Origin of the sequence: Acinetobacter sp. A1-4-2 (genome assembly GCF_040233925.1) — a bacterium.
In the GTDB taxonomy this organism is placed as follows: Bacteria; Pseudomonadota; Gammaproteobacteria; order Pseudomonadales; family Moraxellaceae; genus Acinetobacter.
The window spans coordinates 965,203-987,716 of the sequence record NZ_CP157981.1; the positions used below are offsets into that span (position 1 = coordinate 965,203).

Annotated in this window: 21 protein-coding genes, 5 tRNA genes and 2 pseudogenes; 9 read left to right on the forward strand and 19 right to left on the reverse strand. The window is 40.5% G+C overall.

What is annotated here, in order from left to right:
* Positions 1-71: 71 nt before the first annotated feature.
* Both ABJ384_RS04665 and ABJ384_RS04670 read left to right on the forward strand, forming a co-directional pair.
* A complete protein-coding gene (locus ABJ384_RS04665) occupies positions 72-1,814 on the forward strand; it encodes an FAD-dependent monooxygenase (protein ID WP_349929134.1) in 1,743 nt (580 codons plus the stop codon).
* Positions 1,815-1,954: 140 nt separating this feature from the next.
* Positions 1,955-2,197 carry a hypothetical protein gene (locus tag ABJ384_RS04670; RefSeq protein WP_349929136.1) on the forward strand — a complete coding sequence of 81 codons (243 nt, stop codon included), beginning with the start codon at positions 1,955-1,957 and terminating at the stop codon, positions 2,195-2,197.
* Positions 2,198-2,260: 63 nt separating this feature from the next.
* Here ABJ384_RS04670 and ABJ384_RS04675 read toward each other — a convergent pair whose 3' ends face one another.
* The 7 genes from ABJ384_RS04675 to ABJ384_RS04705 all read right to left on the reverse strand — a co-directional run bounded on the left by ABJ384_RS04675 (position 2,261) and on the right by ABJ384_RS04705 (position 5,294).
* Entirely contained in the window at positions 2,261-2,707 is a 447-nt protein-coding gene (locus ABJ384_RS04675; protein ID WP_349929138.1) for a DUF2726 domain-containing protein, read from the reverse strand.
* 54 nt (positions 2,708-2,761) lie between these two features.
* Positions 2,762-2,837 (reverse strand) — tRNA-Asn (locus ABJ384_RS04680).
* A 103-nt stretch (positions 2,838-2,940) separates the two neighbouring features.
* Positions 2,941-3,192, reverse strand: a complete 252-nt coding sequence (locus ABJ384_RS04685; RefSeq protein WP_349929140.1) for a hypothetical protein — start codon at positions 3,190-3,192, stop codon at positions 2,941-2,943.
* A gap of 251 nt (positions 3,193-3,443) precedes the next feature.
* Positions 3,444-3,519 (reverse strand) — tRNA-Asn (locus ABJ384_RS04690).
* Positions 3,520-3,524: 5 nt separating this feature from the next.
* Positions 3,525-3,600, reverse strand: a tRNA-Asn gene (locus tag ABJ384_RS04695).
* 158 nt (positions 3,601-3,758) lie between these two features.
* Positions 3,759-4,385 carry a superoxide dismutase gene (locus tag ABJ384_RS04700; RefSeq protein ID WP_086195136.1) on the reverse strand — a complete coding sequence of 209 codons (627 nt, stop codon included), beginning with the start codon at positions 4,383-4,385 and terminating at the stop codon, positions 3,759-3,761.
* A 150-nt stretch (positions 4,386-4,535) separates the two neighbouring features.
* Positions 4,536-5,294, reverse strand: a complete 759-nt coding sequence (locus tag ABJ384_RS04705) for a Nif3-like dinuclear metal center hexameric protein (protein WP_349929142.1) — start codon at positions 5,292-5,294, stop codon at positions 4,536-4,538.
* 170 nt (positions 5,295-5,464) lie between these two features.
* Between ABJ384_RS04705 and ABJ384_RS04710 the strand changes: the two genes are divergently transcribed.
* Positions 5,465-6,646, forward strand: coding sequence for a trypsin-like peptidase domain-containing protein (locus ABJ384_RS04710; RefSeq protein ID WP_180042741.1), 1,182 nt, complete (start codon positions 5,465-5,467; stop codon positions 6,644-6,646).
* A gap of 166 nt (positions 6,647-6,812) precedes the next feature.
* Here the strand turns inward: ABJ384_RS04710 and ABJ384_RS04715 are convergent.
* Positions 6,813-6,888, reverse strand: a tRNA-Asn gene (locus tag ABJ384_RS04715).
* 238 nt (positions 6,889-7,126) lie between these two features.
* On the opposite strand from ABJ384_RS04715, the gene ABJ384_RS04720 reads away from it, so the two are divergent.
* The gene (locus ABJ384_RS04720; RefSeq protein WP_349929144.1) at positions 7,127-7,585 is read left to right on the forward strand and encodes a hypothetical protein; all 459 of its coding nucleotides are present in this window, start codon (positions 7,127-7,129) and stop codon (positions 7,583-7,585) included.
* Positions 7,586-7,645: 60 nt separating this feature from the next.
* Here the strand turns inward: ABJ384_RS04720 and ABJ384_RS04725 are convergent.
* Positions 7,646-8,030: pseudogene (locus ABJ384_RS04725) on the reverse strand (PaaI family thioesterase).
* Positions 8,031-8,269: 239 nt separating this feature from the next.
* Here ABJ384_RS04725 and ABJ384_RS04730 point away from each other — a divergent pair.
* The gene (locus ABJ384_RS04730) at positions 8,270-9,121 is read left to right on the forward strand and encodes a DMT family transporter (protein ID WP_349929709.1); all 852 of its coding nucleotides are present in this window, start codon (positions 8,270-8,272) and stop codon (positions 9,119-9,121) included.
* A gap of 122 nt (positions 9,122-9,243) precedes the next feature.
* Here the strand turns inward: ABJ384_RS04730 and ABJ384_RS04735 are convergent, their stop codons facing one another.
* The 3 genes from ABJ384_RS04735 to map form a co-directional block, all read right to left on the reverse strand.
* On the reverse strand, positions 9,244-10,470 hold the full coding sequence (locus tag ABJ384_RS04735) for a pyridoxal phosphate-dependent aminotransferase (protein WP_086194996.1): 1,227 nt from the start codon (positions 10,468-10,470) through the stop codon (positions 9,244-9,246).
* A gap of 308 nt (positions 10,471-10,778) precedes the next feature.
* The gene (locus ABJ384_RS04740) at positions 10,779-11,198 is read right to left on the reverse strand and encodes a hypothetical protein (RefSeq protein ID WP_349929146.1); all 420 of its coding nucleotides are present in this window, start codon (positions 11,196-11,198) and stop codon (positions 10,779-10,781) included.
* A gap of 163 nt (positions 11,199-11,361) precedes the next feature.
* A complete protein-coding gene (gene map / locus ABJ384_RS04745) occupies positions 11,362-12,189 on the reverse strand; it encodes a type I methionyl aminopeptidase (RefSeq protein ID WP_180044554.1) in 828 nt (275 codons plus the stop codon).
* A 207-nt stretch (positions 12,190-12,396) separates the two neighbouring features.
* Here map and rpsB point away from each other — a divergent pair, with 207 nt between their 5' ends.
* The 3 genes from rpsB (at position 12,397) to ABJ384_RS04760 (ending at position 14,728) form a co-directional block, all read left to right on the forward strand.
* A complete protein-coding gene (gene rpsB / locus ABJ384_RS04750; protein WP_086175302.1) occupies positions 12,397-13,149 on the forward strand; it encodes a 30S ribosomal protein S2 in 753 nt (250 codons plus the stop codon).
* A gap of 140 nt (positions 13,150-13,289) precedes the next feature.
* Positions 13,290-14,165: a translation elongation factor Ts gene (gene tsf, locus ABJ384_RS04755; protein WP_086194999.1), complete on the forward strand. Its 876-nt coding sequence runs from the start codon at positions 13,290-13,292 to the stop codon at positions 14,163-14,165.
* Positions 14,166-14,242: 77 nt separating this feature from the next.
* Complete coding sequence (locus tag ABJ384_RS04760) at positions 14,243-14,728, forward strand: DUF3465 domain-containing protein (protein WP_349929149.1); 486 nt, start codon at positions 14,243-14,245, stop codon at positions 14,726-14,728.
* A gap of 114 nt (positions 14,729-14,842) precedes the next feature.
* Here ABJ384_RS04760 and ABJ384_RS04765 read toward each other — a convergent pair.
* The 7 genes and pseudogenes from ABJ384_RS04765 to ABJ384_RS04795 all read right to left on the reverse strand — a co-directional run bounded on the left by ABJ384_RS04765 (position 14,843) and on the right by ABJ384_RS04795 (position 21,515).
* Positions 14,843-15,240 (reverse strand): annotated as a pseudogene (locus ABJ384_RS04765) (Mpo1-like protein).
* Positions 15,241-15,499: 259 nt separating this feature from the next.
* Entirely contained in the window at positions 15,500-16,108 is a 609-nt protein-coding gene (locus ABJ384_RS04770; RefSeq protein ID WP_086195000.1) for a septal ring lytic transglycosylase RlpA family protein, read from the reverse strand.
* Between the two features lie 285 nt (positions 16,109-16,393).
* Positions 16,394-17,395, reverse strand: a complete 1,002-nt coding sequence (gene mltB, locus ABJ384_RS04775; RefSeq protein ID WP_349929151.1) for a lytic murein transglycosylase B — start codon at positions 17,393-17,395, stop codon at positions 16,394-16,396.
* A gap of 922 nt (positions 17,396-18,317) precedes the next feature.
* Positions 18,318-18,968, reverse strand: coding sequence for a hypothetical protein (locus ABJ384_RS04780; protein WP_349929153.1), 651 nt, complete (start codon positions 18,966-18,968; stop codon positions 18,318-18,320).
* 26 nt (positions 18,969-18,994) lie between these two features.
* Entirely contained in the window at positions 18,995-19,810 is an 816-nt protein-coding gene (gene queF, locus ABJ384_RS04785) for an NADPH-dependent 7-cyano-7-deazaguanine reductase QueF (RefSeq protein ID WP_349929155.1), read from the reverse strand.
* A complete protein-coding gene (locus ABJ384_RS04790) occupies positions 19,810-20,583 on the reverse strand; it encodes an ABC transporter permease (RefSeq protein ID WP_086195004.1) in 774 nt (257 codons plus the stop codon). The genes queF and ABJ384_RS04790 overlap by 1 nt, the downstream gene beginning before the upstream one ends.
* Positions 20,580-21,515, reverse strand: coding sequence for an ABC transporter ATP-binding protein (locus ABJ384_RS04795; RefSeq protein ID WP_349929157.1), 936 nt, complete (start codon positions 21,513-21,515; stop codon positions 20,580-20,582). The genes ABJ384_RS04790 and ABJ384_RS04795 overlap by 4 nt, the downstream gene beginning before the upstream one ends.
* Positions 21,516-21,694: 179 nt before the next feature.
* On the opposite strand from ABJ384_RS04795, the gene ABJ384_RS04800 reads away from it, so the two are divergent.
* Positions 21,695-21,770: transfer RNA gene (locus ABJ384_RS04800), tRNA-Arg, on the forward strand.
* Positions 21,771-22,514: the final 744 nt, after the last annotated feature.

A 22,514-nucleotide genomic window follows, 5' to 3' on the forward strand; every position in this document is an offset into this window, starting at 1 on the left:
TTCTGCAAAATAACGCGGTTGCATACACTGAGATCAGACAGCTGAAGGGTGACATTGAAAAGGAGTAGGTGATGTCTGAGCAATTTGATACGGATGTGCTGGTAGTAGGAACAGGTCCTGCAGGGTCAACCTTGGGGCTGGCATTGGCCAATTATGGTATTAAAGTCCAGCTTTTTACCCAGTTTAGCTGGCTGGCCAACAGTCCACGTGCACATATTACCAATCAGCGGGCCATGGAAGTGTTGCGCGATCTCGGCGTAGAAGAACAGGTTAAGCAGATTGCCACGCCCTGGGAACAGATGGGGGAAAGCCTGATTACCACCAGTCTGGTCGGGGAAGAAATTGCCCGTCTTAGCGCCTGGGGTACCGGCGATGAACGACATGGCGATTATATTAAAGGCAGTCCATGTCCATTGGTGGATTTGATTCAGCCGAAAATGGAAGCATTGTTAGCAAAGAATGCCGCCGAACGCGGTGCCATTTATAACTTTAATACCGAATACCTGTCTCATACTCAGGATGAATACGGTGTGACGGCAACCTTTTTAAACCGGATTACCAATACTGAGTTTAGCTTGCGTGCCAAATATCTGGTGGGTATGGATGGTGCACGTTCTAAAATTGTTGAGCAGTTAAATCTGCCGTTGGAAGGCGTCATGGCGCGTGCTGGTACTGTGTATGTGACCTTCAGGGCGGATTTAAGCCAATATGTGCAGCATCGTCCAGCAATCCTGCAATGGATTGTCAATCCTGAAGCCAGCTTTGGTGACTTGGGTATGGGGCTGCTGCGCGCTATTACCCCATGGAATGAGTGGATTATGGGTTGGGGCTTTGATATTTCCAAAGGTGAGCCGCAGGTGACTGAGGAACAGGTTCGTGCTCGCCTGAATGCCTTTGTTGGGACTGAAGTTGAAGAAGTAGAAATCCAAAAACTGTCCTATTGGTATGTAAATCAGACCTGGGCGACAGAGTATTCCAAAGGTCGTGTGTTCTGCGGCGGAGATGCCGTACACCGTCATCCACCATCCAGTGGTTTAGGCTCTAATACCTGCATGCAGGATGCCTTTAACCTCGGCTGGAAACTGGCCTATGCAGTGAAAGGCTGGGCCAAAGAAAGCTTGCTGGATTCTTATACTCGTGAGCGTGCACCTGTGGGCAAGCAAATTGTGGCCCGTGCCAATCAATCCCGCTTTGACTATAAGCATTTGAAAGATGTCTTTGGTTTTGATCATGGTGTAACGACACAGGCAGAAATGTTGCAGCGAATTTTCGCTGAAGATGACGCGGGTGCCGAGATTCGTCAAAAATTATTCCAGGCGCTCGAGATTAAGCATTTCGAATTTAATGCCCAAGGGGTAGAGCTGAATCAGCGTTATGATTCAAATGCTGTGATTGCCGAGGCGACAGCGGAAACCTTTATGCAAGATTCGCAGCTTTACTTGCAGGCAACGACACGCCCGGGGGCAAAAGTGCCGCATACCTGGCTGATTAATGCCAAAGGACAGAAGCAATCGACCTTAGATATCGTAGGACAGGGCCGCTTTACCTTGTTGACTGGGCTGTCTGGTACAGGCTGGAAAAATGCGGTGCATGCTATGAATTTACCTTATCTGGATGTGATTCAGATTGGTTCCCGCGAATACCGCGATGTTTACGGAACCTGGAACCAGAAATCTGAAATCCATGAAGCGGGTGCGGTACTGGTACGTCCGGATGGTTATGTGGCTTGGCGAATGCAAGACAAGCCTGAAGCAGACTTTGATTATCTTAAAACCTTGCAAGAGGTATTGCAGCAAATTCAGCTTGCTGTCTGACTGTAGAGATAAAAAGCCGGTTTCGACCGGCTTTTTGATGCGGGTTTACAAAGTAGGTGAATGATCTGTTGAGACAGCACAGGGTTTTGTTATATTGGACAGGCAAATTTAGTGTGTATATAGATTGACAGGTATTGATTATGTCGCAGTCAGGCGCGAAGCCACACCCCAAGAAGATGATTATTCTGATGAGCCTTGGTTTACTTATCCCGATTTTTCTGGTCTCTATGGCCTATCTGGCAGTCAGTAGCGACGAGAAAAACCAGCAAAAATATCAACAGCAGCAGGCTGAAATGCTGGAGCGGATCAAAGCCCGTGAAGCAGCTGAACAGGCTGCTTCTAAGCCCACTGTAGAGCTGTCTGAACAGCAAGCCAGCAAATAATTGAGATTGATACTGAATTCAGCCACCGCATCATACGGTGGCTTTTTTTATGTCGAAATGGAATTAATTTAAAATGTCTTTTTTTAAGTTGTGGGTACTTGGAATATCGGTATAGCGATAGACCTGATAGCCTGCTTCGTTCAGCATGGCATCACGCTCGGCATCTTCCTGTTCCTTACCTATATGGCTGGGATCATCCAGTTCAATAATCGCGACCACTTCGAGCTTTTGATTCAGTAAAACGAAGTCGGTGACTTTACGGTTAAACTTGTTGCGTATCTTAAAGTTGTCATTGGTGATTAATGCGCTAAAAGCAACTTGAGCCAGAATATGATGCTGTGGAAAAGCTTCTTTCAGCCGGATAAACATTTTGCTTTCAAAAGGCGTGATCACACGTTTAGGGAAAAAATTCTGCTGTGGTTTGAACAGTTGCTGAAAAACAAGCGTCAGCAAAGCAAGAGTGGCAATGCAACCAATAATAAAAAAAGTAAGTTGACTTGAATTGAACACAATAAAATCTTGATATAAGAAAAAACCCACTCTGTTGAGTGGGTTTTTAGAATTTGGCTCTCCAACCTGGGCTCGAACCAGGGACCTGCGGATTAACAGTCCGTCGCTCTACCGACTGAGCTATTGGAGAATCTGGTACGCATTCTATGTATCTCAGCTTACAGGGTCAAGGGTTTAGTGTTAAAAAAGCCATGAAAATGAATTGAATGTTTTAAAAATAAACTTATTGCTGGTTATTTAAGTGATTTTATTAGGTCTATATAGTTTTCTTTGCTTTGTAATGGGTGAGCTTGACGGCATTCGTCCAGCAATTTCATCACTTCAGCTTGGGTAAGCTCAGGTTTGAGTTGCTGCTGAATGTGTTTTAAAACCTCCGGGTTCTTTTGGACTAAATTACGGGTGCAATGAAACAGGCGTTCATACATGAGCGCAGAAGCCTGTTTTTTATTTTCAGAATTTTGACTACATTGAAAAACGGCGAACATGACAACAATCAAAATAATCCAGAAAATTAGAGATTTTAACCAGGTGGCATTCATAGCAGTTTATTAGAATATTGTTATTAGAATGAACATAACCAAATTTTAATCAGCGAACAAGAGATAGGAGAATGATCTACAATTTTAAGAAAAAGTGATGACTCAAAAGTAGAGATTGTAAAAGTGCAGATTGCAGGAAATGTAAATCTGCTGAATAAAAAAAGCCCACTTCGCAATGAGTGGGCTTTCTAGAATCTTGGCTCTTCCACCTGGGCTCGAACCAGGGACCTGCGGATTAACAGTCCGTCGCTCTACCGACTGAGCTATGAAAGAATAGATGGCTCTCCAACCTGGGCTCGAACCAGGGACCTGCGGATTAACAGTCCGTCGCTCTACCGACTGAGCTATTGGAGAATCTGATGCGCATTTTAGGGATGAAAACTAAAGTCGTCAACAAGATAATGTAAAGAAACGAATTATTTGCTTTATTAATATGCGTTTGGGTCCTGAAAATAAAAAAATCACCCATAAAGGGTGATTTTTTAAGCAAAAAATAAAAAATATTTTATTTCTTATTTTTCAACGCCAGCAGCTTGACCAGCATATTTAGCATTTGCGTAATCCCAGTTTACCAAGCTTTCTAGGAAAGTTTTGATGTAAGCAGGACGTGCATTGCGGAAGTCGATGTAGTAAGCATGTTCCCAAACATCAATAGTCAACACCGCAACTTTACCATGAGCAAGTGGAGTGTCAGCATTTGAAGTTTTAAGGATAGATAAGTTACCATTTACTTCATCAGCAACTAACCAAGCCCAGCCTGAACCGAATTGAGTGGTTGCAGCAGCAGCGAATTCTTCAGCAAATTTTTCATAAGAACCGAAAGCTTCATCAATTTTAGCCGCTAAAGCACCAGTCGCTTTACCACCACCATTTTTAGCCATACAGTTCCAGTAGAATGTATGGTTCCAAACTTGAGCCGCGTTGTTGAACACGCCAACTTTAGCAGCATCACCAGCAGATGCTTTAATGATTTCTTCTAAAGTTTTACCTTCAAGGTCTGTGCCTTTGATCAGGTTATTCAAGTTTACAACGTAAGTGTTGTGGTGTTTGTCGTGATGGTATTCTAAAGTTTCTTTGCTGATGTGCGGAGCAAGATCTTCATAACCGTATGGAAGTGCCGGTAAAGTAATCGTTGTCATGTCTTCAATTCCTTGCATTTTGCTGGGTTTTAACATTAAGTCGCTTTATTGTAATAGATTCTTGAGGAAAATTGCGCATTGCTTATAAATAACAATACAGAATAAAGCCTCAATTTATACGTATAAAGAAAATGTTAAACCGTCATTAAATTAAATCGGATTGTTTAATTCAAAGTAACTATACTCAATATCGAACTGTTCTGAAATAGCTTTTGCCAGACGTTGTACTCCATAACGTTCGGTGGCATGATGCCCGCAGGCATAGTAGTGCACATTCAGTTCTTTGGCCTCATAAAAAGTCCGTTCACTGACCTCACCGGAAATGTAGGCATCACAATTTTGCGCAGCAGCTTTGTCAATAAAATCTTGCGCGCCACCGGTACAATAAGCCACTTTCTGAATGCTGGTTTTTTCTGCGGGAAGATGGATAGCATTAAAATTTAAACGTTCAGAGACATACTGTTTAAAGTCTTCAGCAGACATGGCGTTTTTTAAATAACCAATATTGCCAATCGGGTTGCGTTCAGCTGGATCTAAAGCTTCAATATTTTCTAATGCTAACATCTCGGCAATCGCGGCATTATTACCTAAAGTAGGGTGACTATCTAAAGGTAAGTGATAGCCGACCAGTGAGATATCATGCTGAATCAGGCTTTTAATACGTTTACCACGCATACCTGTAATCGGGTAGGGTTCACCTTTCCAGAAATAGCCATGATGCACCAGCAGTAAGTCGGCACCTCGTTCAATTGCAGCTTCAATCGCATCCTGAGATGCCGTAACAGCACACAAAATTCTACTAATCTCCGGTTTGCCTTCTATTTGCAGGCCATTTGGTGCATAGTCTTTAAATTCGTGTGATTTCAGGGTTTGATCACACCACTGAATAATCTCGCTGAGCTTTGCCATAAATTTCTCAAAAGCCTTAATATTGAATATCATCAAAAGATATTTTGAATTGTAACTAAAGCAGCACAAAACTCTGAATTATTTTTAAGTTTCCTGCTGTATTTCATTTTACAATGGCCGATAAATTACTTAGTCATCAACGAATTAAAATATTGTTAGAGGAAATTACCGTGCGCCGCACCTTTTCATGGTTACCTTGGGTTTTACTTGTTTTAGTCACTCTCGGTTTTCTTGTCTGGCAACATTCTCAGAAGCCGCAAGCCCCTGTTGCATCTGACGGTATAAAAATGCCAAGAGAAAAAGTCGAGCCTTTAGTTAATACCAACAGGGCGGGTGCAGTCGAATCTTACAGTAATGCCGTGAAAGTGGCGGCTCCTGCGGTGGTAAATATTTTCACTACCCAGAAAGTGAATAAAGCAGAGCACCCTTTGTTAAATGACCCTGCATTTCGCGAGTTTTTTGGTGATCAGGTCCCTGAACAGTTTGATCAGGAGCAAAATGAAAACAGTCTGGGGTCGGGTGTTATTGTACGTTCAGATGGCTATATCTTGACCAACAATCATGTAATTGCTCAGGCTGAACAGATTGTGGTGGGTCTGAATGATGGACGCCGTGCGGTCGCTAAAGTGATTGGCACAGACCCGGATTCCGATCTGGCGGTAATTAAGATTGAACTCGACAAGCTGCCGGTTTTGCCTTTTAAACTCAGCGGCAATGAAGTTGGGGATGTGGTGCTTGCCATTGGTAACCCATTCGGTGTGGGACAAACGGTCACTCAAGGGATTATTTCCGCCACCAACCGCTCAGATTTAGGCATTAATACTTATGAAGACTTCATTCAAACTGATGCGGCGATTAATCCGGGGAACTCGGGTGGGGCACTGATTGATGTGGCGGGTAATCTGATTGGTGTGAATACGGCTATTTTCTCGCAATCTGGTGGTTCACTGGGGATTGGTTTTGCCATTCCTGCGAAAGTGTGTCAGCAAATTCTCAATTCAATTCTGAAAGATGGTCGTGTAGTTCGCGGCTGGTTGGGCATTAGCCTCATGCCAGTGCAACAGGACAATATTCTTGAACCTAAGCAAACTGGCGTAGTCGTTGCTGACGTACTTCCTCGTGGTCCTGCAGCCAAGGCGGGAATTAAAAAGGGTGATAAAATTATCCAGGTCAATGGTGAACCGATCACTTCTGCTTCCCATTTGATTAATTATGTAGCCTTGCAAGCACCGAATAGCACCATTAAAGTTGAAGTGGTGCGAGATGAGCAGCCATTAACCCTGAATGTGGTGGTGACTGAACGTAAAGCACAGAATAATAATTCACAATATATTCCTTTACCTCAACAATAAAAACAATCCTGCTATTGATCCACGTTGAGGTGAGTGAGCATAGAAAAAGCGCATTTCGATGCGCTTTTTTTTATGGCCTGGCTTAGGATTTATCTGATGATTAGATAATTATAGATTATTTAGGTAATAAAAAAGCCCGCTTTAGTGCTGCGGGCTTTTTCGTATTTGGCTCTCCAACCTGGGCTCGAACCAGGGACCTGCGGATTAACAGTCCGTCGCTCTACCGACTGAGCTATTGGAGAATCTGCATGCGATTATAAGCAGATTTTATAGGGGGTCAAGCTAAAAGTGTCATGATTCCTTAATTTTTATGCTGTATGCTTTTTATTTAAACAACTCAATTAAAAATCCTAAAAAAACTTGCACAGCCAAAACTGGATTGTTAGATTAAATACATAACAGAGCGTTTGAATGTAAGTTCAAACAGTGTGGATTTAAACCAACTTGCCAGCACTAAAATGGCTAAACAGGAGAAAGCGAATGCATACGCTGACGATTGCCGAAATTTTTTCAAATTTATCTTTTTATCAAGACAACTACCTTTCTATTATTCAAGACCCGCAGCGCTATCAGACCGCTGTTGAGGATGCTTACATCCAGGTGTGGCCTGTCGGAACTCAAGTCTTATATTTGGGTGACTTGTTGCAGCTTTGGTTTAGCGATAAATGGTTGATTAATTCACCTTGTCAATTGCTGCTGGATAGTTATTCGAATGGTCGCAAGCAACCTTTGCAACGTGATCATGATCTGTATTTGTATCAGTTGAATGGCAGCGCTTTATCTGGACGCAACAATTCTAAAGTATGGTCGGTGTCGGAACAGAAGAAACTCTCTATATCACTCGATAGCGTATTTAAATATTTATGTATTTATAAAGGCACTTCACGTCCAGAAGTGGCTTTATCTGCTCTAACAAAATCATTTAAATCGGCCGTTTAATCTTGCACTAGAATAAGAGTTTAGGAAATGACTTAAGCTCTAAATGCAGCATATTGCGTATTAACGGATAATCATACATGTCGCGGTGGCATGGGCATAAAGTTTACCATCTTCATCGATAATTTCACCTTCAGAAATACCCAGGTTTTATGGATATTGATGACGGTTCTTGTGGCAAGCAGTTGTTGATCTTGAGGAATAGGGCAGCACATTTTTATATTTAAATTGATGGTGCCATAATCTGCTGCTTCCATAATACTGTGAACGGCACACCCGATGACGGATTCAGTATGGTTGCTATAAAATCGGCATGTACGCCACTCAATGGGTTTAAATGACGATAGTCTGCTTTTACTTTAAAGTGAATATTTCCTTTGTTGACCTGATAGAGTTGCATCGGCATGGTTTCACTGATACTTCTAGCTGGAATTTTTCCTGTACACATGACCTATAATAGTTGTAGTTCTATCTTTCGCTGATTTTCATCTTCCTTTCCTGACTGAATATGGTCTTATTTATTGCAGATTAAAATACCAATTTATTGAAGTTCAAATACTGAGTAGTCTCATGTTTAAATGATAAATAAAGATAATTTTTTTATTTTTATGCATTCAATCAGAAAAATAAAAAAAGTGTGCTAACGTGATTTTTATTCAGTTGTAGCCAAATAAGGATTGTTGTGTGCTGCTGATTAAAATAGGAATCGCAATGTTGGCCTTTGCTGCCAATTCTGTCCTGTGTCGTCTGGCACTTGCAGGCCAGCAAATTGACCCGATGAGTTTCAGTTTGATTCGTGTATGTAGTGGCGCGGTCGTTTTATTGGTGCTTTACCTATTTTCTGCACAAAAAACCAAAATTGAATGGAGTGTTAAAAACGGATTTTTTCTGGCGCTGTATATAGTCGCTTTCTCATTGGCCTATTTGCATCTTGATGCAGGTGTCGGGGCATTGCTGTTATTTGGCACGGTACAGCTAAGCATGGTTGGCTATGGTCTATGTCATGGTGAAAAAATCAATATGCGCCGAGGTGCTGGATTGTGTATTGCCATTATCGGTATTTTAATTCTCTTACTGCCAGGCGCAGCTGCACCAAATTTAGTTTATGCGGCCATTATGGTGCTTTCAGGAATAGGTTGGGCTATGTACAGCATTGCGGGTAAGAAGATGCAAAACCCGTTGGCAAGTACCTTGGCCAATTTTGTTATGGCGATTCCTTTTGTACTGCTGGCTTATGCTGTGTTTTACACAAAAAGTTTTGCATTGCCTCAAGGTATGCTTTTGGCGGTGCTGTCAGGCGGTTTGGCCTCAAGCGGTGCCTATGTGCTGTGGTATGTCATTGTGAAACAGATTGACCATGTCACAGCCAGCAGTGTGCAGCTCTCTGTGCCGTGTTTAGCGATAATGGGCGGTGCGCTGTTTATTGGAGAGGTGCTTAGCTGGCGGATTATTATGTCTGCCATCATTGTTCTAGTGGGAATAGCATTGGTAATTAGAACCATACCTGATCAGACGCATGCGCCAAGTACATTGAAATAATTAAAATATGTTTAAAGCAGAATTAATCTGGATATTTTTTAAGTTTTAAAAGATAAATCCTGAGATTTAAAAACCCGCGAATTTCGCGGGTTTTTTTTAAATCTTACTTTAGAAAAAGCAGATTATTTTTCAGCAGCAATTGAAGCAATCGCAGCGTCAACGCCTTCGATTGAATCAGCAGCTTTCTTGATACGTGCAAGCGCATCTACCAGTACTTCGTCAGCAGTCGCATAAGAAATACGCATGTAACCGCCTAGACCGAATGCATCACCAGGAACAACGGCAACACCAGTTTCTTCCAATAACCATGCAGAGAATTCTGTGCAAGATTTTAAGCCTTTGGCACGAATTAACGGACGGATGTTTGCATATGCATAGAATGCACCATCCGCAGGTAAACAAGTAATACCGTTGATGTCATTCAAGCCTTTCACAACCAGGTCGTGACGACGTTTGAAAGCTTCAACCATTGGCTCAAGAACGTCTTGAGGACCGTTCAATGCAGCTTCAGCAGCAACTTGTGAAATAGAAGTCGGGTTAGAAGTGGATTGAGACTGGATTTTTTTCATCGCGCCAATCAGTTTGGCAGGGCCCGCTGCATAGCCGATACGCCAGCCAGTCATTGCATAGGCTTTAGATACACCGTTCAGTACAATTACGCGGTCGTAAAGGTCTGGAGCAATAGTGGCGATGTTGTAGAATTCGTCGTCCCAACGGATTGGTTCGTACATGTCATCAGAAGCCACGAGAACTTCTGGGTATTTGCGAAGTACTTCAGCCAAAGCTTCAAGTTCAGCTTTAGTGTAGATCATACCAGTCGGGTTAGATGGGCTGTTCAATACCACTAAACGGGTTTTGTCAGTGATAGCAGCTTCTAATTGAGCAGGTGTGATTTTGAAACGTTGTTCTTCACCACATTTCACTACAACAGGCACGCCTTCAGCAATGAGTACCATGTCTGGATAGCTTACCCAGTATGGCGCAGGGATGATCACTTCATCACCTTTATTTAACAAAGCAAGTGCCAAGTTAAAGAATGACTGTTTACCACCGCAAGAAACCAGAATCTGGTTTGCTGCATAGTCAAGATTATTATCACGTTTTAATTTCGCAATAATTGCTTTTTTAAGACCTGGAGTACCGTCAACAGCGGTGTATTTGGTAAAACCGTTGTTAATAGCTGCAATTGCTGCATCTTTGATGTGTTGTGGGGTGTCAAAATCTGGTTCACCTGCACCCAAACCAATTACGTTTTTACCAGCAGCTTTAAGTTCGGCAGCTTTGTTGGTAACAGCAAGTGTAGGGGACGGTTTGATGGCATTTACACGATCAGAGAGACGTACGTCCACGGCAGTATTCCTTCTTATAGGGATTAAAAAATAAAAAAGCACACTATCTTATCTTAAATTGCGCCAAAAAGGGGAGGTCGAATATAGCAATATTGGAAAAAAGTATTTAATCCGGTTGAATCAGCTGAGCATTAACAATTAATAATTAAATATTTAGTCTGAATAAAAGGGCTAAGAATGACTAAAAAATGGCGCTAAAAGTGATAATTAAATGTGAATGACTAAGTGAAAAAGAACACTACAATTAAATAGTGCACTATTTAATTGTAGTGTGTGTAGTGTTAGCAAGTTATCACAAAAACTAAACATCAATAAGCATAATTCAGATCGGTATAATCATTTAAGGATTTTTGCAGATGGGTATTAATGAACTCATGTACATCAGCAGTGGTCATTGGTTGCCCCTGTTTGGTGATGACATGTTCAATCGGTTGTTGACCTTGAGCAGTAATGGTGTAGACAAAATTACGCGTCACTTTGAAACCAGCTTCTTCTTTGAGGATGCAAGTCACATAATGATAGCTATGCTCAAAGTTTAAATCGGTATGTGAAAATACAAACTGATCAAACAGTTTCATGTTTTGACCATCAGCCAAAGCTTTGAGTTCATCCACAATGCTGGCACTAAATTTCATGCCGTAACGTTCAGAGATAGGCTTGTGATCAATCAGTAGTGAAACGGTGTCATCATCATTTTGGGTTACAGTGACATTGCTAAAATCGGACATGAAAAATCCCTGTGTTAAATTGAACTGTACTACGGTATGTGGGAAATAAAGCGAAAATCAATTGAGTGTGGTACAGATTTTCAGCAAAACGTTTAACTGAAGAGGACTTCAAATAAAAATGGCTACAATAAGAGGTAGCCATTTAAATCAATTTGAAATGAACTTATTGATTAAAGCGGGACAGGTCTTCTTCAGGACGGGCAGTCAATACTTCAACACCAGTTTTTGTCACTAAAAGGGTGTGTTCATATTGTGCGGACAAGCTATGATCTTTGGTCACCACCGTCCATTTGTCACCTAAGATTTTGGTTTTCCAGTCGCCAGCGTTTACCATCGGTTCAATGGTAAAGGTCATGCCTTCTTCAAGCACCATACCGGTATTGGGTTGACCATAATGCAAAACTTGCGGTTCGTCGTGGAATACGGTGCCAATACCATGACCACAATATTCACGGACTACGCCAAAGCGTTCTGATTCAACATATTTCTGGATGGCATTGCCAATATCACCAATGGTAGAACCTGGTTTTACCGTCGCAATACCGAGGTACATGGCTTCTTGCGCCACTTTGCATAAACGATCGGCAAGAATTGAAGTTTCACTGCCGACGATATACATCATATTGGTGTCGCCGTGATAGCCGTCTTTAATGACAGTGACATCAATATTCAGAATATCGCCTTTTTTCAGGATTTTGCTTGCAGATGGAATGCCGTGACACACTACGTGGTTGACGGAAGTACAAATGACATGCTGGAATGCCGGGCGGCCAGGTGCTGCACCATAACCAAGACAGGCAGGAATGGCATCCTGTTTATTGACGATATAATCGTGGCAGATGGTATCCAGTTCGAGTGTAGAGACCCCCGGTTTGATATGCGGTTTGATCATATCCAAAACTTCAGCCGCCAGTCGACCCGCCACACGCATTTTTTCAATTTCTTCAGGGGTTTTAATGAGTCGACGGGGAGCTTCGTAAGTACTGTTCATGATCTTTAAAAACTTTTGGAAATTTGTGTGTGACTATGGTATAAATAGCCGCCCATTTTATCAAATGCTTTTTCGTGAATAAATTTCACGGGCTTTGTGCGATGGGGCAATAAAATCCGCACATATATCGACACATTTCTCTGGGTGCTCGCAAGAGTGGAGAATGCGGATATATGGAGGCCTAACCCAAACTTTAAGGTAAAGAAAATGGCAGATTACAACGTAAGCATGCGCGACCTTCTTCAAGCAGGCGCTCACTTCGGTCACCAAACTCGTTTCTGGAACCCAAAGATGCGCGAATACATCTTTGGTGCGCGTAACAAAATTCACATCATCAACCTTGAGCACACTGTTCCTGCGTTAAATGATGCTTTGAACTTTGTTAACAATCTTGCAAGCAAAAAGAACAAAGTATTGTTTGTTGGTACTAAACGTGCTGCTTCTAACATCATTCGTGAACAAGCTCAACGCGCTGGTCAACCATACGTAGACCACCGCTGGTTAGGTGGTATGTTGACGAACTGGAAAACACTTCGCCAATCTATCAACCGTTTAAAAGATCTTCAAACTCAATCTACTGACGGTACTTTCGCTAAACTTACTAAACGTGAAGCTTTAGAACGTACTCGTGAAATGGAAAAACTTGAACGTGCTTTAGGCGGCGTTAAAAACATGGGTGGTTTACCTGACGCATTATTCGTAATTGACGTTGACCACGAATCAATCGCGATTAAAGAAGCTAAAAACTTGGGTATTCCTGTAATCGGTATCGTTGATACAAACTCTAACCCAGACAACGTAGATTACGTTATTCCTGGTAACGACGATGCGATCCGTGCGGTTACACTTTACGCTTCTGCTATGGCTGATGCTATCCTTGCTGGTAAAGAGTACGCTCAATCACAAGCAAATGCTCAAGCTAAAGGCGAAGAAGCTGCTAAAGAAGCTCCAGAGGCTTAATGCGTTTTGACGCAGAATTGTCATTTTTGCGACATGTAACCGTGGCAAATTAAGCGTCAAGAAAGCGAAACGGTCCAGAGAACACTTTGGGCCGTTTTTGTTGAACAGATTCATTTTTCTACCGTATTTAGGAGAATAACATGACTGCAGTTACTGCGAGCATGGTAAAAGAATTGCGTGACCGTACTGGTTTAGCAATGATGGAATGTAAAAAAGCATTAACAGAAGCGAACGGTGACATCGAATTAGCGATTGATAACCTTCGTAAATCTGGTCAAGCAAAAGCAGCTAAAAAAGCTGGCAACATTGCTGCTGATGGTGCAATCACTATCGTTCAAGAAGGCAATAAAGCTATTCTTGTAGAAGTAAACTGCCAAACTGACTTCGTTGCTAAAGACGAAAACTTTGCTGGTTTCTCGACTAAAGTTGCTGCTGCTGCGCTTGCTGCAAACGAAACTGATGCTGCTAAAATTGCTGAATTGAAACTTGAAGATGGTTCAACTGTTGAAGAAGCGCGTATTGCTCTTGTTCAAAAAATCGGTGAAAACATCCAAGTACGTCGTGCAAAAATTGTTGAAGGCGAAAACCTTGCAGTTTACAAACACGGTTTAAAAATTGGTGTTGTTGTATCTTACAATGGTGATGCTGCGACTGGTAAAGGTATTGCGATGCACGTTGCTGCGTTCAACCCGGTTGCTGTAACTGCGGAAGGCGTATCTGCTGATCTTATCGCTAAAGAAAAAGAAATTGCTGAAGCGAAAGCATTGGAATCAGGTAAACCTGCAAACATCGTTGAAAAAATGGTAACTGGTTCAGTTGAAAAATACTTGAACGAAGTTGTTCTTGAGCGTCAAATGTACGTAATCGACAACGACAAGAAAGTTGCTGACGTTCTTAAATCAACTGCTACTACAGTTGCTCAATTCGTTCGCTTTGAAGTGGGTGAAGGTATTGAGAAAAAAGCTGAACTTTCTTTCGCTGAAGAAGTTGCTGCTGCTCAAGCTGCTGCAAAATAATCTCTGATTATTTGCAAAAAAAGCCCCGTTTGGGGCTTTTTTTATGCAGAGTTTAGAATTATGAGAGAGCAATAAAGATGGTGAACAAAGCCCAGATGGGCATCGATGCCATTATTCTTATTTTAGTTGCTGTCTATTTTGGTATTGATTTACAACAACGGCAAAATCCTTTAAATCAATTGCTCCGCAATTCAAAAGCACATACTGAAATTTTATCGAAATCACAATTTCAGAAAGCCTCTCTAGATTCGAAATCATCAAATTTTCAAATTCCAAATGATGATGCAAAAAATCAACAGGCCTTTCAAACACAAAAAAACAATATACAGCTCCAGTCAAGCGGAACAGTCAAAGTGGTTTTAGTGGATGATAACAACGGCTCACGTCATCAAAAGTTTATTCTACAATTGCAGAATGGCCTAACCGTGTTAGTGGCTCATAATATCGATTTAAATCCCCACATTGATGGATTGCAAAAAGGAGATACGGTCGGGTTCTATGAAGAATATGAGTACTCTGAAAAAGGTGGGTTAATTCACTGGATTACTCATGCTCAACAATAATGATATGCGGAAGTATGGTTGAAATAGAAAGGGAGAACCTATCAATAAAGGTTCTTCAGAAGGCTAAAACGATAAGTGCTCTTAAATTACGTTGTTTTGCGATTTTTGGCGGGTTTAAATTTTTTGTGGTGGTTTTATTGTGTAGCCATTCATGCACCATACGCGGCCAATCAGGAGGAACTGGAGATATTTAAACACGGAAGGCTTTTTTCTCTCGACTTTATGGCTATAAAGTTGCCCGATTCAGGCTAAAATGAAAAGCGCAATATAAAATCTTGTTCCTAGAGGCAAAATAAAAATCAGCCACGCCATGATTAGAATGAGAGCAGCCATTGCGACAGCAAGGACTAAGTTTAGTCATGCAAAAAGACCAAGCTTAAAACCAAAATTAAGGCCGTGATTAACGCACTGAAATGAGCAAGAGCAATGATCGAAAATAAAATAGCGAGCACATAAGCTCAGTGAATGACTTTGTTAATTTTGTTCTGATGGTTTTCTCTATATCCATTCAGCTATTCTGTTATAGCTTCCCTTGTTTACTCCGGCTTTTTATTGATGAATATCCATCAATCCATACTTTATTCTTATAAAGATAAAATATAAACCAGACAGCAGTCCTCACATGAGCGGCTTAGTAATATTTGTTTGTAAAGGATGGGTGATGTTGGGGTGTAGTGAACAAGATTGAGGAGATGGGTACTTTTGGTCAAGCATTAAAAAAGCCACGAGAAGTGGCTTTTGTGTCAAATGTATCAGGAGTCTGGCAAGCTCTTATGAATTTGGACCATCCACACGTTCGATGTTTACTTTTGCAGTACCTGCATTGGTAATACCAAGTTGTTTTGCAGCACCATAAGATAAGTCTAGAACACGGTTACCATGGAATGGACCACGGTCGTTCACTTTTACCACTACGCTCTTACCATTGTTTTTATTGGTTACGCGAATATAGCAGTTCAATGGCAGGCTACGGTGAGCTGCAGTTAAACCATTCATATCGAAAGTTTCACCACTTGCAGTTTTACGGCCATGGAACTGACGACCGTACCAAGAAGCTGCACCAGTTTGGCTAAATTTACGTACTGTATTCGATGCAACAGTATTTAGCTTTTCAATCACTGAAGGCTCGTCTGCAGGGATTTCAATTTTTGCAGCAATCGTTTGACGACGAATTTTATCACCAGAACGTTCAGCGATTGAAAGACTATTTAAATTTGAAAAGTGGGAATTAAAATTTTGAGCATCTTTATTTAATACACGCGTGGCCAAGCGGGAGTTGTCACTATCGGTATTAAATGATGACTGCACCAATTCTGCTTGAGACTGACTCAGGGCAAAGGTGGTGGTTAAGGCTAAAATATACTTTATCGAGGAATGCATTATTAAACTCCTAAAGACTGCTCTTTTATCTCAATTAAGCGATTGAAATAAAAGCGATCAAGTCTGTTAATTCTCTTTTGCAACTACATTTGACGAGATGGATAATATTCATGCCAAGCTAAAGCTGTCTACTTTTTAATTAAAATAATTACAAAAAGCACAGAAAAGCATCGTTTTTAGATTAAAATTTAATCAATATTGTAACATAATATTTAAAATGTTCATTTTATGAACAATTTGGTAAAAATAAATCTTGACTTTATTATTGTTTGGTAAAAATCAGTCTTAACGACTGATGATTTCGTTACCTAATTGCCATACCGCTGTAGCATACATGCGACTCTTATTGTAGGTCGTAATGACCTGAAAATTTGGATAGGTAATATAATAAATCGGGCCATAACTATCTTGAAGTTGAATAATATTTACCATATCCAGATCATCAATTTGTACAATCGGATTGATCGGGGTGATGCCTTGATTTTTTAAAGCGCCATATGGTGTTGGCTGTTCCAAATCTTTTGCAATAATTGAGTCTGGATTATTCCCTGTATAGCGGGCAGCAAAGCCGATGGGTTGATTGCGTTGCCATCCATGTTGTGCCAAGTAGTTGGCAATAGAACCAATAGCATCTACGGCAGAATTTCTTAAGTCAATATGTCCATTGCCATCATAGTCCACGCCCATTTTGCTAATGTTGCTCGGCATGAATTGAGGATAACCAATCGCTCCAGCATAAGAGCCAACGACTGAGCTGGCAGGTACTCCATCTTTATAGGTCCATGCAATCAGTGCCGCGAGCTCATCCTGGAAATACTGGGCACGTCGCTCATAGCCGAAGCCTAAGGTTGCCAGGGCATCACGGGTAATGAAATTACCCTTATTGGCACCAAAACCGGTTTCTACCCCTAAAATCCCTAAAATGATCGATTGCGGTACACCAAACTGCTGTTCAGCGCGGTTTAAAGTGTCGGCATATTGAGTTTTGAAACGTACCCCACGCTGAATGGTGCTTTCCGCCATAAAATTGGTTTTATATTCATACCAGGGTTTACTTTCACCAGGGAGGTTCATGATATTGATGATATTAGGCAGGTTTTTTGAGCCATTCATGGCCCAATCGACCTGTTCTGCACTCAAGCTATAAGTTTGCATGGTCTTTTGTTTAAAGCTGTTATATGCGGGGTGATTATAAAAATCGTTAGCTTGACAGAAACTGGTGATGGAAAGTGCACCGAGAAGTAAAGGAAGACGTTTAATGCTGTTATAAAAGTTGATACTTAACATATTACTCAAAGTTCCAAAAACATAATCAGTGTGTGTAAATTGACATCACGACGCTAAAAGACGGTATTACAAATATAGTGACCAAAAATCCATTTCATGAAAGATAACGGAATTTTTCAAGTGGTTAAGATAGCATTGACCAGGGCTCTATCTACAAGTCCATATACAAAAAAAGACAAAGAACGTTATTTGTTGCATAAATCCATGTATTTGATGCCAGTTCTTTGAACTGTACTGTGTATACTCAGCAGAAGAACTGCAAATTAAAGTTCAGTCTGCTTGAGCTGATCCAGCCCGGTTCTTTATATTGTTTGCAATGATACGTTTTATATAAGCCCAGAATATGAAATTTAGTAGTGATTTTGCATTATCAGGAAGTGTTTGTCTGAAAAAACATCAGAACATTGTATCTGGTTGGATGGATGCTTAATTGTAATAAATCATCTAATATTTACCGGTGAGGTAAAAATATGTTCTGTTATGGCTTCTTTGTATCAGATCGCTAAAAAAGTCTATTTGAAAACAAAATTTAGAAGAATTCCTGCTTTTTTATCTCTTATTCAAGCATGCGAAAATCTGCTTGCTAGACAACCATCTTACAAGTTCATAAATTGAAATTTTTCTTGATGATTGTTGCTATAAAAAACGTGAGAGAGATAAAAATTTAAGCCCTAAAATAGTATAAAAAGTGAATTAATCAGGGTTTGATTTTGATCAACACTTTATATTGAAATTATTTGTATAAATGATTGAGGCAGAGATCATAAAGCCTTTTCTGAAATTTATATAATACCCAGTACATCTATAAATTTGATCAAGACAAATACCCACAAAGACAATAGTGCTACACTTATTTCTACGAATAAAATTTTGCAATAAAAAAACCTGGCGATTACCAGGTTTTAGATCATGTTAAATCTGCTCAAGCATGAAATAAGGTATCGTGATATTCAGCCAGCACTAACAGCTCACCTTTGGTTAGATGCGGAATGATTTTTTCCACAGCAATATGTACGGCTTTAATCACTGCAGCAGAACCCAGATCGGCAGCTTTACGCTTGATCATGCCCAAATCTAGGGTCTTATTAAAGTCATTCATGAAATGACGCACGGTCGCTTCAGCAAACTGCTTATAAAGTTCAGTTAAGACTGCTTTATTTACCTCATTGCCTGCTTTAATTTCCGCATAACTATTTTTAAGATTAGTCACCAGACTGGCATCTAATGGTTCACCTACACGGAAATTGCCATCTGCATCTTTAAACAGGCTTTTTTGTGAAAACTCAATTGACTGTTTTACTACATCATTGGAGGATTTGCTCAACAACTGTTTCAATAAAACTGCAACGGTTGATTTGACATAACCGGCCAGTTTTTCAGCGGTATTACGTTTATCACTGGCTGGGAAACGACGCACAAGCTCGGTCAAAATAGCATCAATGATTTCTTCATTAATCAGCAATGCAGTCTTGTCACGTAAAGGGTATAGCGGTTCGCTGGAATTTTTCTTTTCCTGACCTGTTTGAATACTTGTTAATAATTCTGCAGAAGGAATAAAACCAAAAAATGGCATGTTAAACAACCTCAATATTCTTCATTTTATTGTCGCGCCAAACGAATGGGGCGAGGCATCCATGTCGCATCGGATACACGGCAAGGGTTGATGTCTAATCCACCACGACGTGTATAAGTTGCATATACCATCAGTTTTTCCGGCGCAAGGTTTTGCCAGATGTCGGCAAACATCTGTTCCACGCATTGTTCGTGGAAACCGTTATGCTGACGGTAAGAAATAATATAAGCTAAAATGCTGCGATAACAAGGTTTTTTGCCCTGATAACGTATAAAAACTGTGCCCCAGTCCGGTTGGCCGGTGACTGGACAGTTACTGCGTAATAAATGTGAATAAAGTTGTACTTCAACTGCTTCACTATTTTCTGTGTCTAATTTTAATAAACTCGCATCTGGATGGTTTTCCAGGCGTTCAGGGCTTAAATCATCAATACAGGTTCCTTCAGGTTTGGAAATATCAAGATCATCTACCTGAAATAAAGTCAGCGTGACCGGTGCACCTGCTGCAGCAGATAAATCTTCTTCGACCGTCGCAATAAATGCTTCTTTTGAATCAAATTGGGTAAAGTTCATACTATTAAAGTAGAGCTTGAGCGATTTTGATTCGATCAGGTTAGGTGAAGATGCCGGTAGAGTTATACGGCCAATCGCGACTTGAGGAATGCCTGCAGCATTGAGCCAGGAAATTTCAAAAACATGCCACCAGTCTTGACCTTGCTGAATACCTTCAACATGGGCGTATTTTTCACGTGCAGTGGCACGTGAAATTGGAAACAGAATATCGGGTTGATATTCTGTTGGATAATTGGTGTCTTTACCTAATAGAGAATGTTCTACACTCATTATTCACGCATTCCTGAACCACGAGAAAGTAAATAGTACGCTATGCCATATAGCACAGCACAACATAAGGTAATCACAGTCAATGAAATGGAAACATTAACATCACTATGACCTAAAATGCCGAAACGAAAGGCATTGACCATATATACGATCGGGTTAATTAAAGAGAGATTTTGCCAAAATGGACTTAAAGCACTAATGGCATAGAATACACCACCTAAATAAGTCAGTGGAGTCAGTACAAAAGTGGGGATAATCGAAATATCATCAAATGATTTTGCATAAACAGCATTAATAAAACCGCCTAATGAAAATAAAAATGACGTAATCAGCACGGTATATATAGTGACGAACCAGTTGGTGATATATAAGTCGGTAAAAAACAGGCTCATTGCGGTCACAATAATACCGACCAAGGCACCACGGCAAACACCACCAATTACATAGCCCCACAAAATCATGTGCAGAGGCACAGGACTCATAATCAGTTCTTCAATGCTTTTTTGAAATTTAGCACTAAAGAAACTGGAGGAGACATTGGCATAACTGTTGGTGATCACCGCCATCATAATCAGGCCGGGTACAATAAACTGCATGTAGCTAAAGCCACCCATTGTGCCAATCCGTGAACCGACCAGATTACCAAAAATCACGAAATACAAACTCATGGTAATGGCGGGCGGCAATAAGGTTTGCGGCCAGATGCGCATGAAGCGACGCACTTCTTTATGTACCAGGGTATACAGCGCAACACTGAGTTGATTGAAGTTCATTGCGCGGCTCCTTCAAGATTTTTTTCCACCATTTTTACAAAGATTTCTTCCAGACGGTTCGACTTGTTACGCATACTGCGTACTTGAATGCCTTGTGCTTCCAGCAGTTGGAACAGTTCATTCAAGGTATGTGCCTTGTCCATGGTCACTTCTAAGGTCACTGGATCAATTAAATTAAAACGAACGCCGATAATTTCAAGATGCAGCGGTTGAATCGGTTCGACCAGATCAAAAATAAAGGATTCTTCACTGAGCTGGTTTAAGAAAGATTTCATGCTGGTATCTTCCTTAATCACGCCGCGGTCGATAATGGCAATGCGACGGCATAGCATTTCAGCTTCTTCTAGATAATGCGTAGTCAGAATAATTGATGTACCTTTTTCGTTCATTTCGGTGAGAAAATCCCACATTGAACGGCGTAATTCAATATCTACACCGGCAGTCGGTTCATCTAAAATGAGCAGCCTAGGTTGATGCATCATGGCACGGGCGATCATCAAACGGCGTTTCATTCCGCCAGAGAGCATGCGTGCCTGTATACCACGTTTTTCCCATAAGCCTAATTTTTCTAAATATTCTTCAGCCCGGCTTTCTGCAATTTTTTTAGGAATACCGTAATAGCCGGCTTGAGTCACCAAAATATCAAAGGTTTTTTCAAACTGACCAAAGTTGAATTCTTGCGGTACGACACCCAGGCATTGTTTGGCTTCTGAAGGGTGGGTATCCAGATTATGACCAAAAATTTCCACTGTACCGGAGGTTTTTTTTGTCAGTGAGCTAATGATGCTGATGGTGGTTGATTTACCCGCACCATTTGGACCAAGGAGGGCATAAAACTCACCTTCAGGTACCGTTAGGTTGATTCCTTTTAGTGCTTGAAAACCGTTACGATAGGTTTTGGATACGTCCCTCAAGGTCAATGCATCAGTCATGAAATTCTCACTTGGTGAATAGTATGAGTATTGTGAGTGATCTTGCTGAATAAACCAAGTAAATAAGCAGGAATTGTCTGTTGCAATAATGGAACATTGCTCAAAGTATAAGCACAAAAATTGATGACTTATATATAGTTGCTTTACCTTACGGTTTTTTTTGTTATGATGTGCATCGCGCGCTCATAGCTCAACTGGATAGAGTACAGGTCTCCGAAGCCTGTGGCGTGGGTTCGAGTCCCGCTGGGCGCACCAAATTCTCGAATGTATAAAGAAGATCAGTAGCAAGTAATTAATTGATTTTCAAAGGGAAGGCTTATAAATCCCTTATTTAATGATCACATTAATGTACGAGTGAATGACTGATTAATTCCCAACTCATTCCCATGAAAATGAAAAGAATCGAGTGAAAAACATATAAAACCCCTCATTTATAGAAATTAAAAAATATTTAGGGGCTATCGTTTTTTTGAAGTAATAAAGTAATATTTTTATATAATCATATTTAATACAATAACTTATAGAGTTTTTAAAAAGTAATTTAGAGGTAATATTTAAGTAATTTATTACTGTGAAAAAAGGTGATATTTATAAATATTTCACTTCAATAAAATCAATAACTTAAAAAATATTACTTCAAAAATTACAAAAAATTACCTTTAAAAGTAATGTATTTAATTATTTAAATTCAATCACTTAAAAACATTTATTACTTTATTACTTCAATCGATGTCCACTATCTATAAAAATACATTTTTATGTCCTTATAGGTTTTGAAAGTATCCATTGATGTGCTCGAAATAAGGTCGGTGAAATATTTGTTTTGTCTTTTCTGAAAGATCATATTTCGTAGTGAAATGCAGTATTAAAAAATTAGCCTAAGCCTTGAAAGATAGTAGTAACGGCCTGCCTTGACTTTGATTTCAACTTTGCTTGGCTCCGCAGTAAATCAGACACATTTAGAGCGGGCAGGTGGGGTGGGGCAACTGCGCGGGGCTA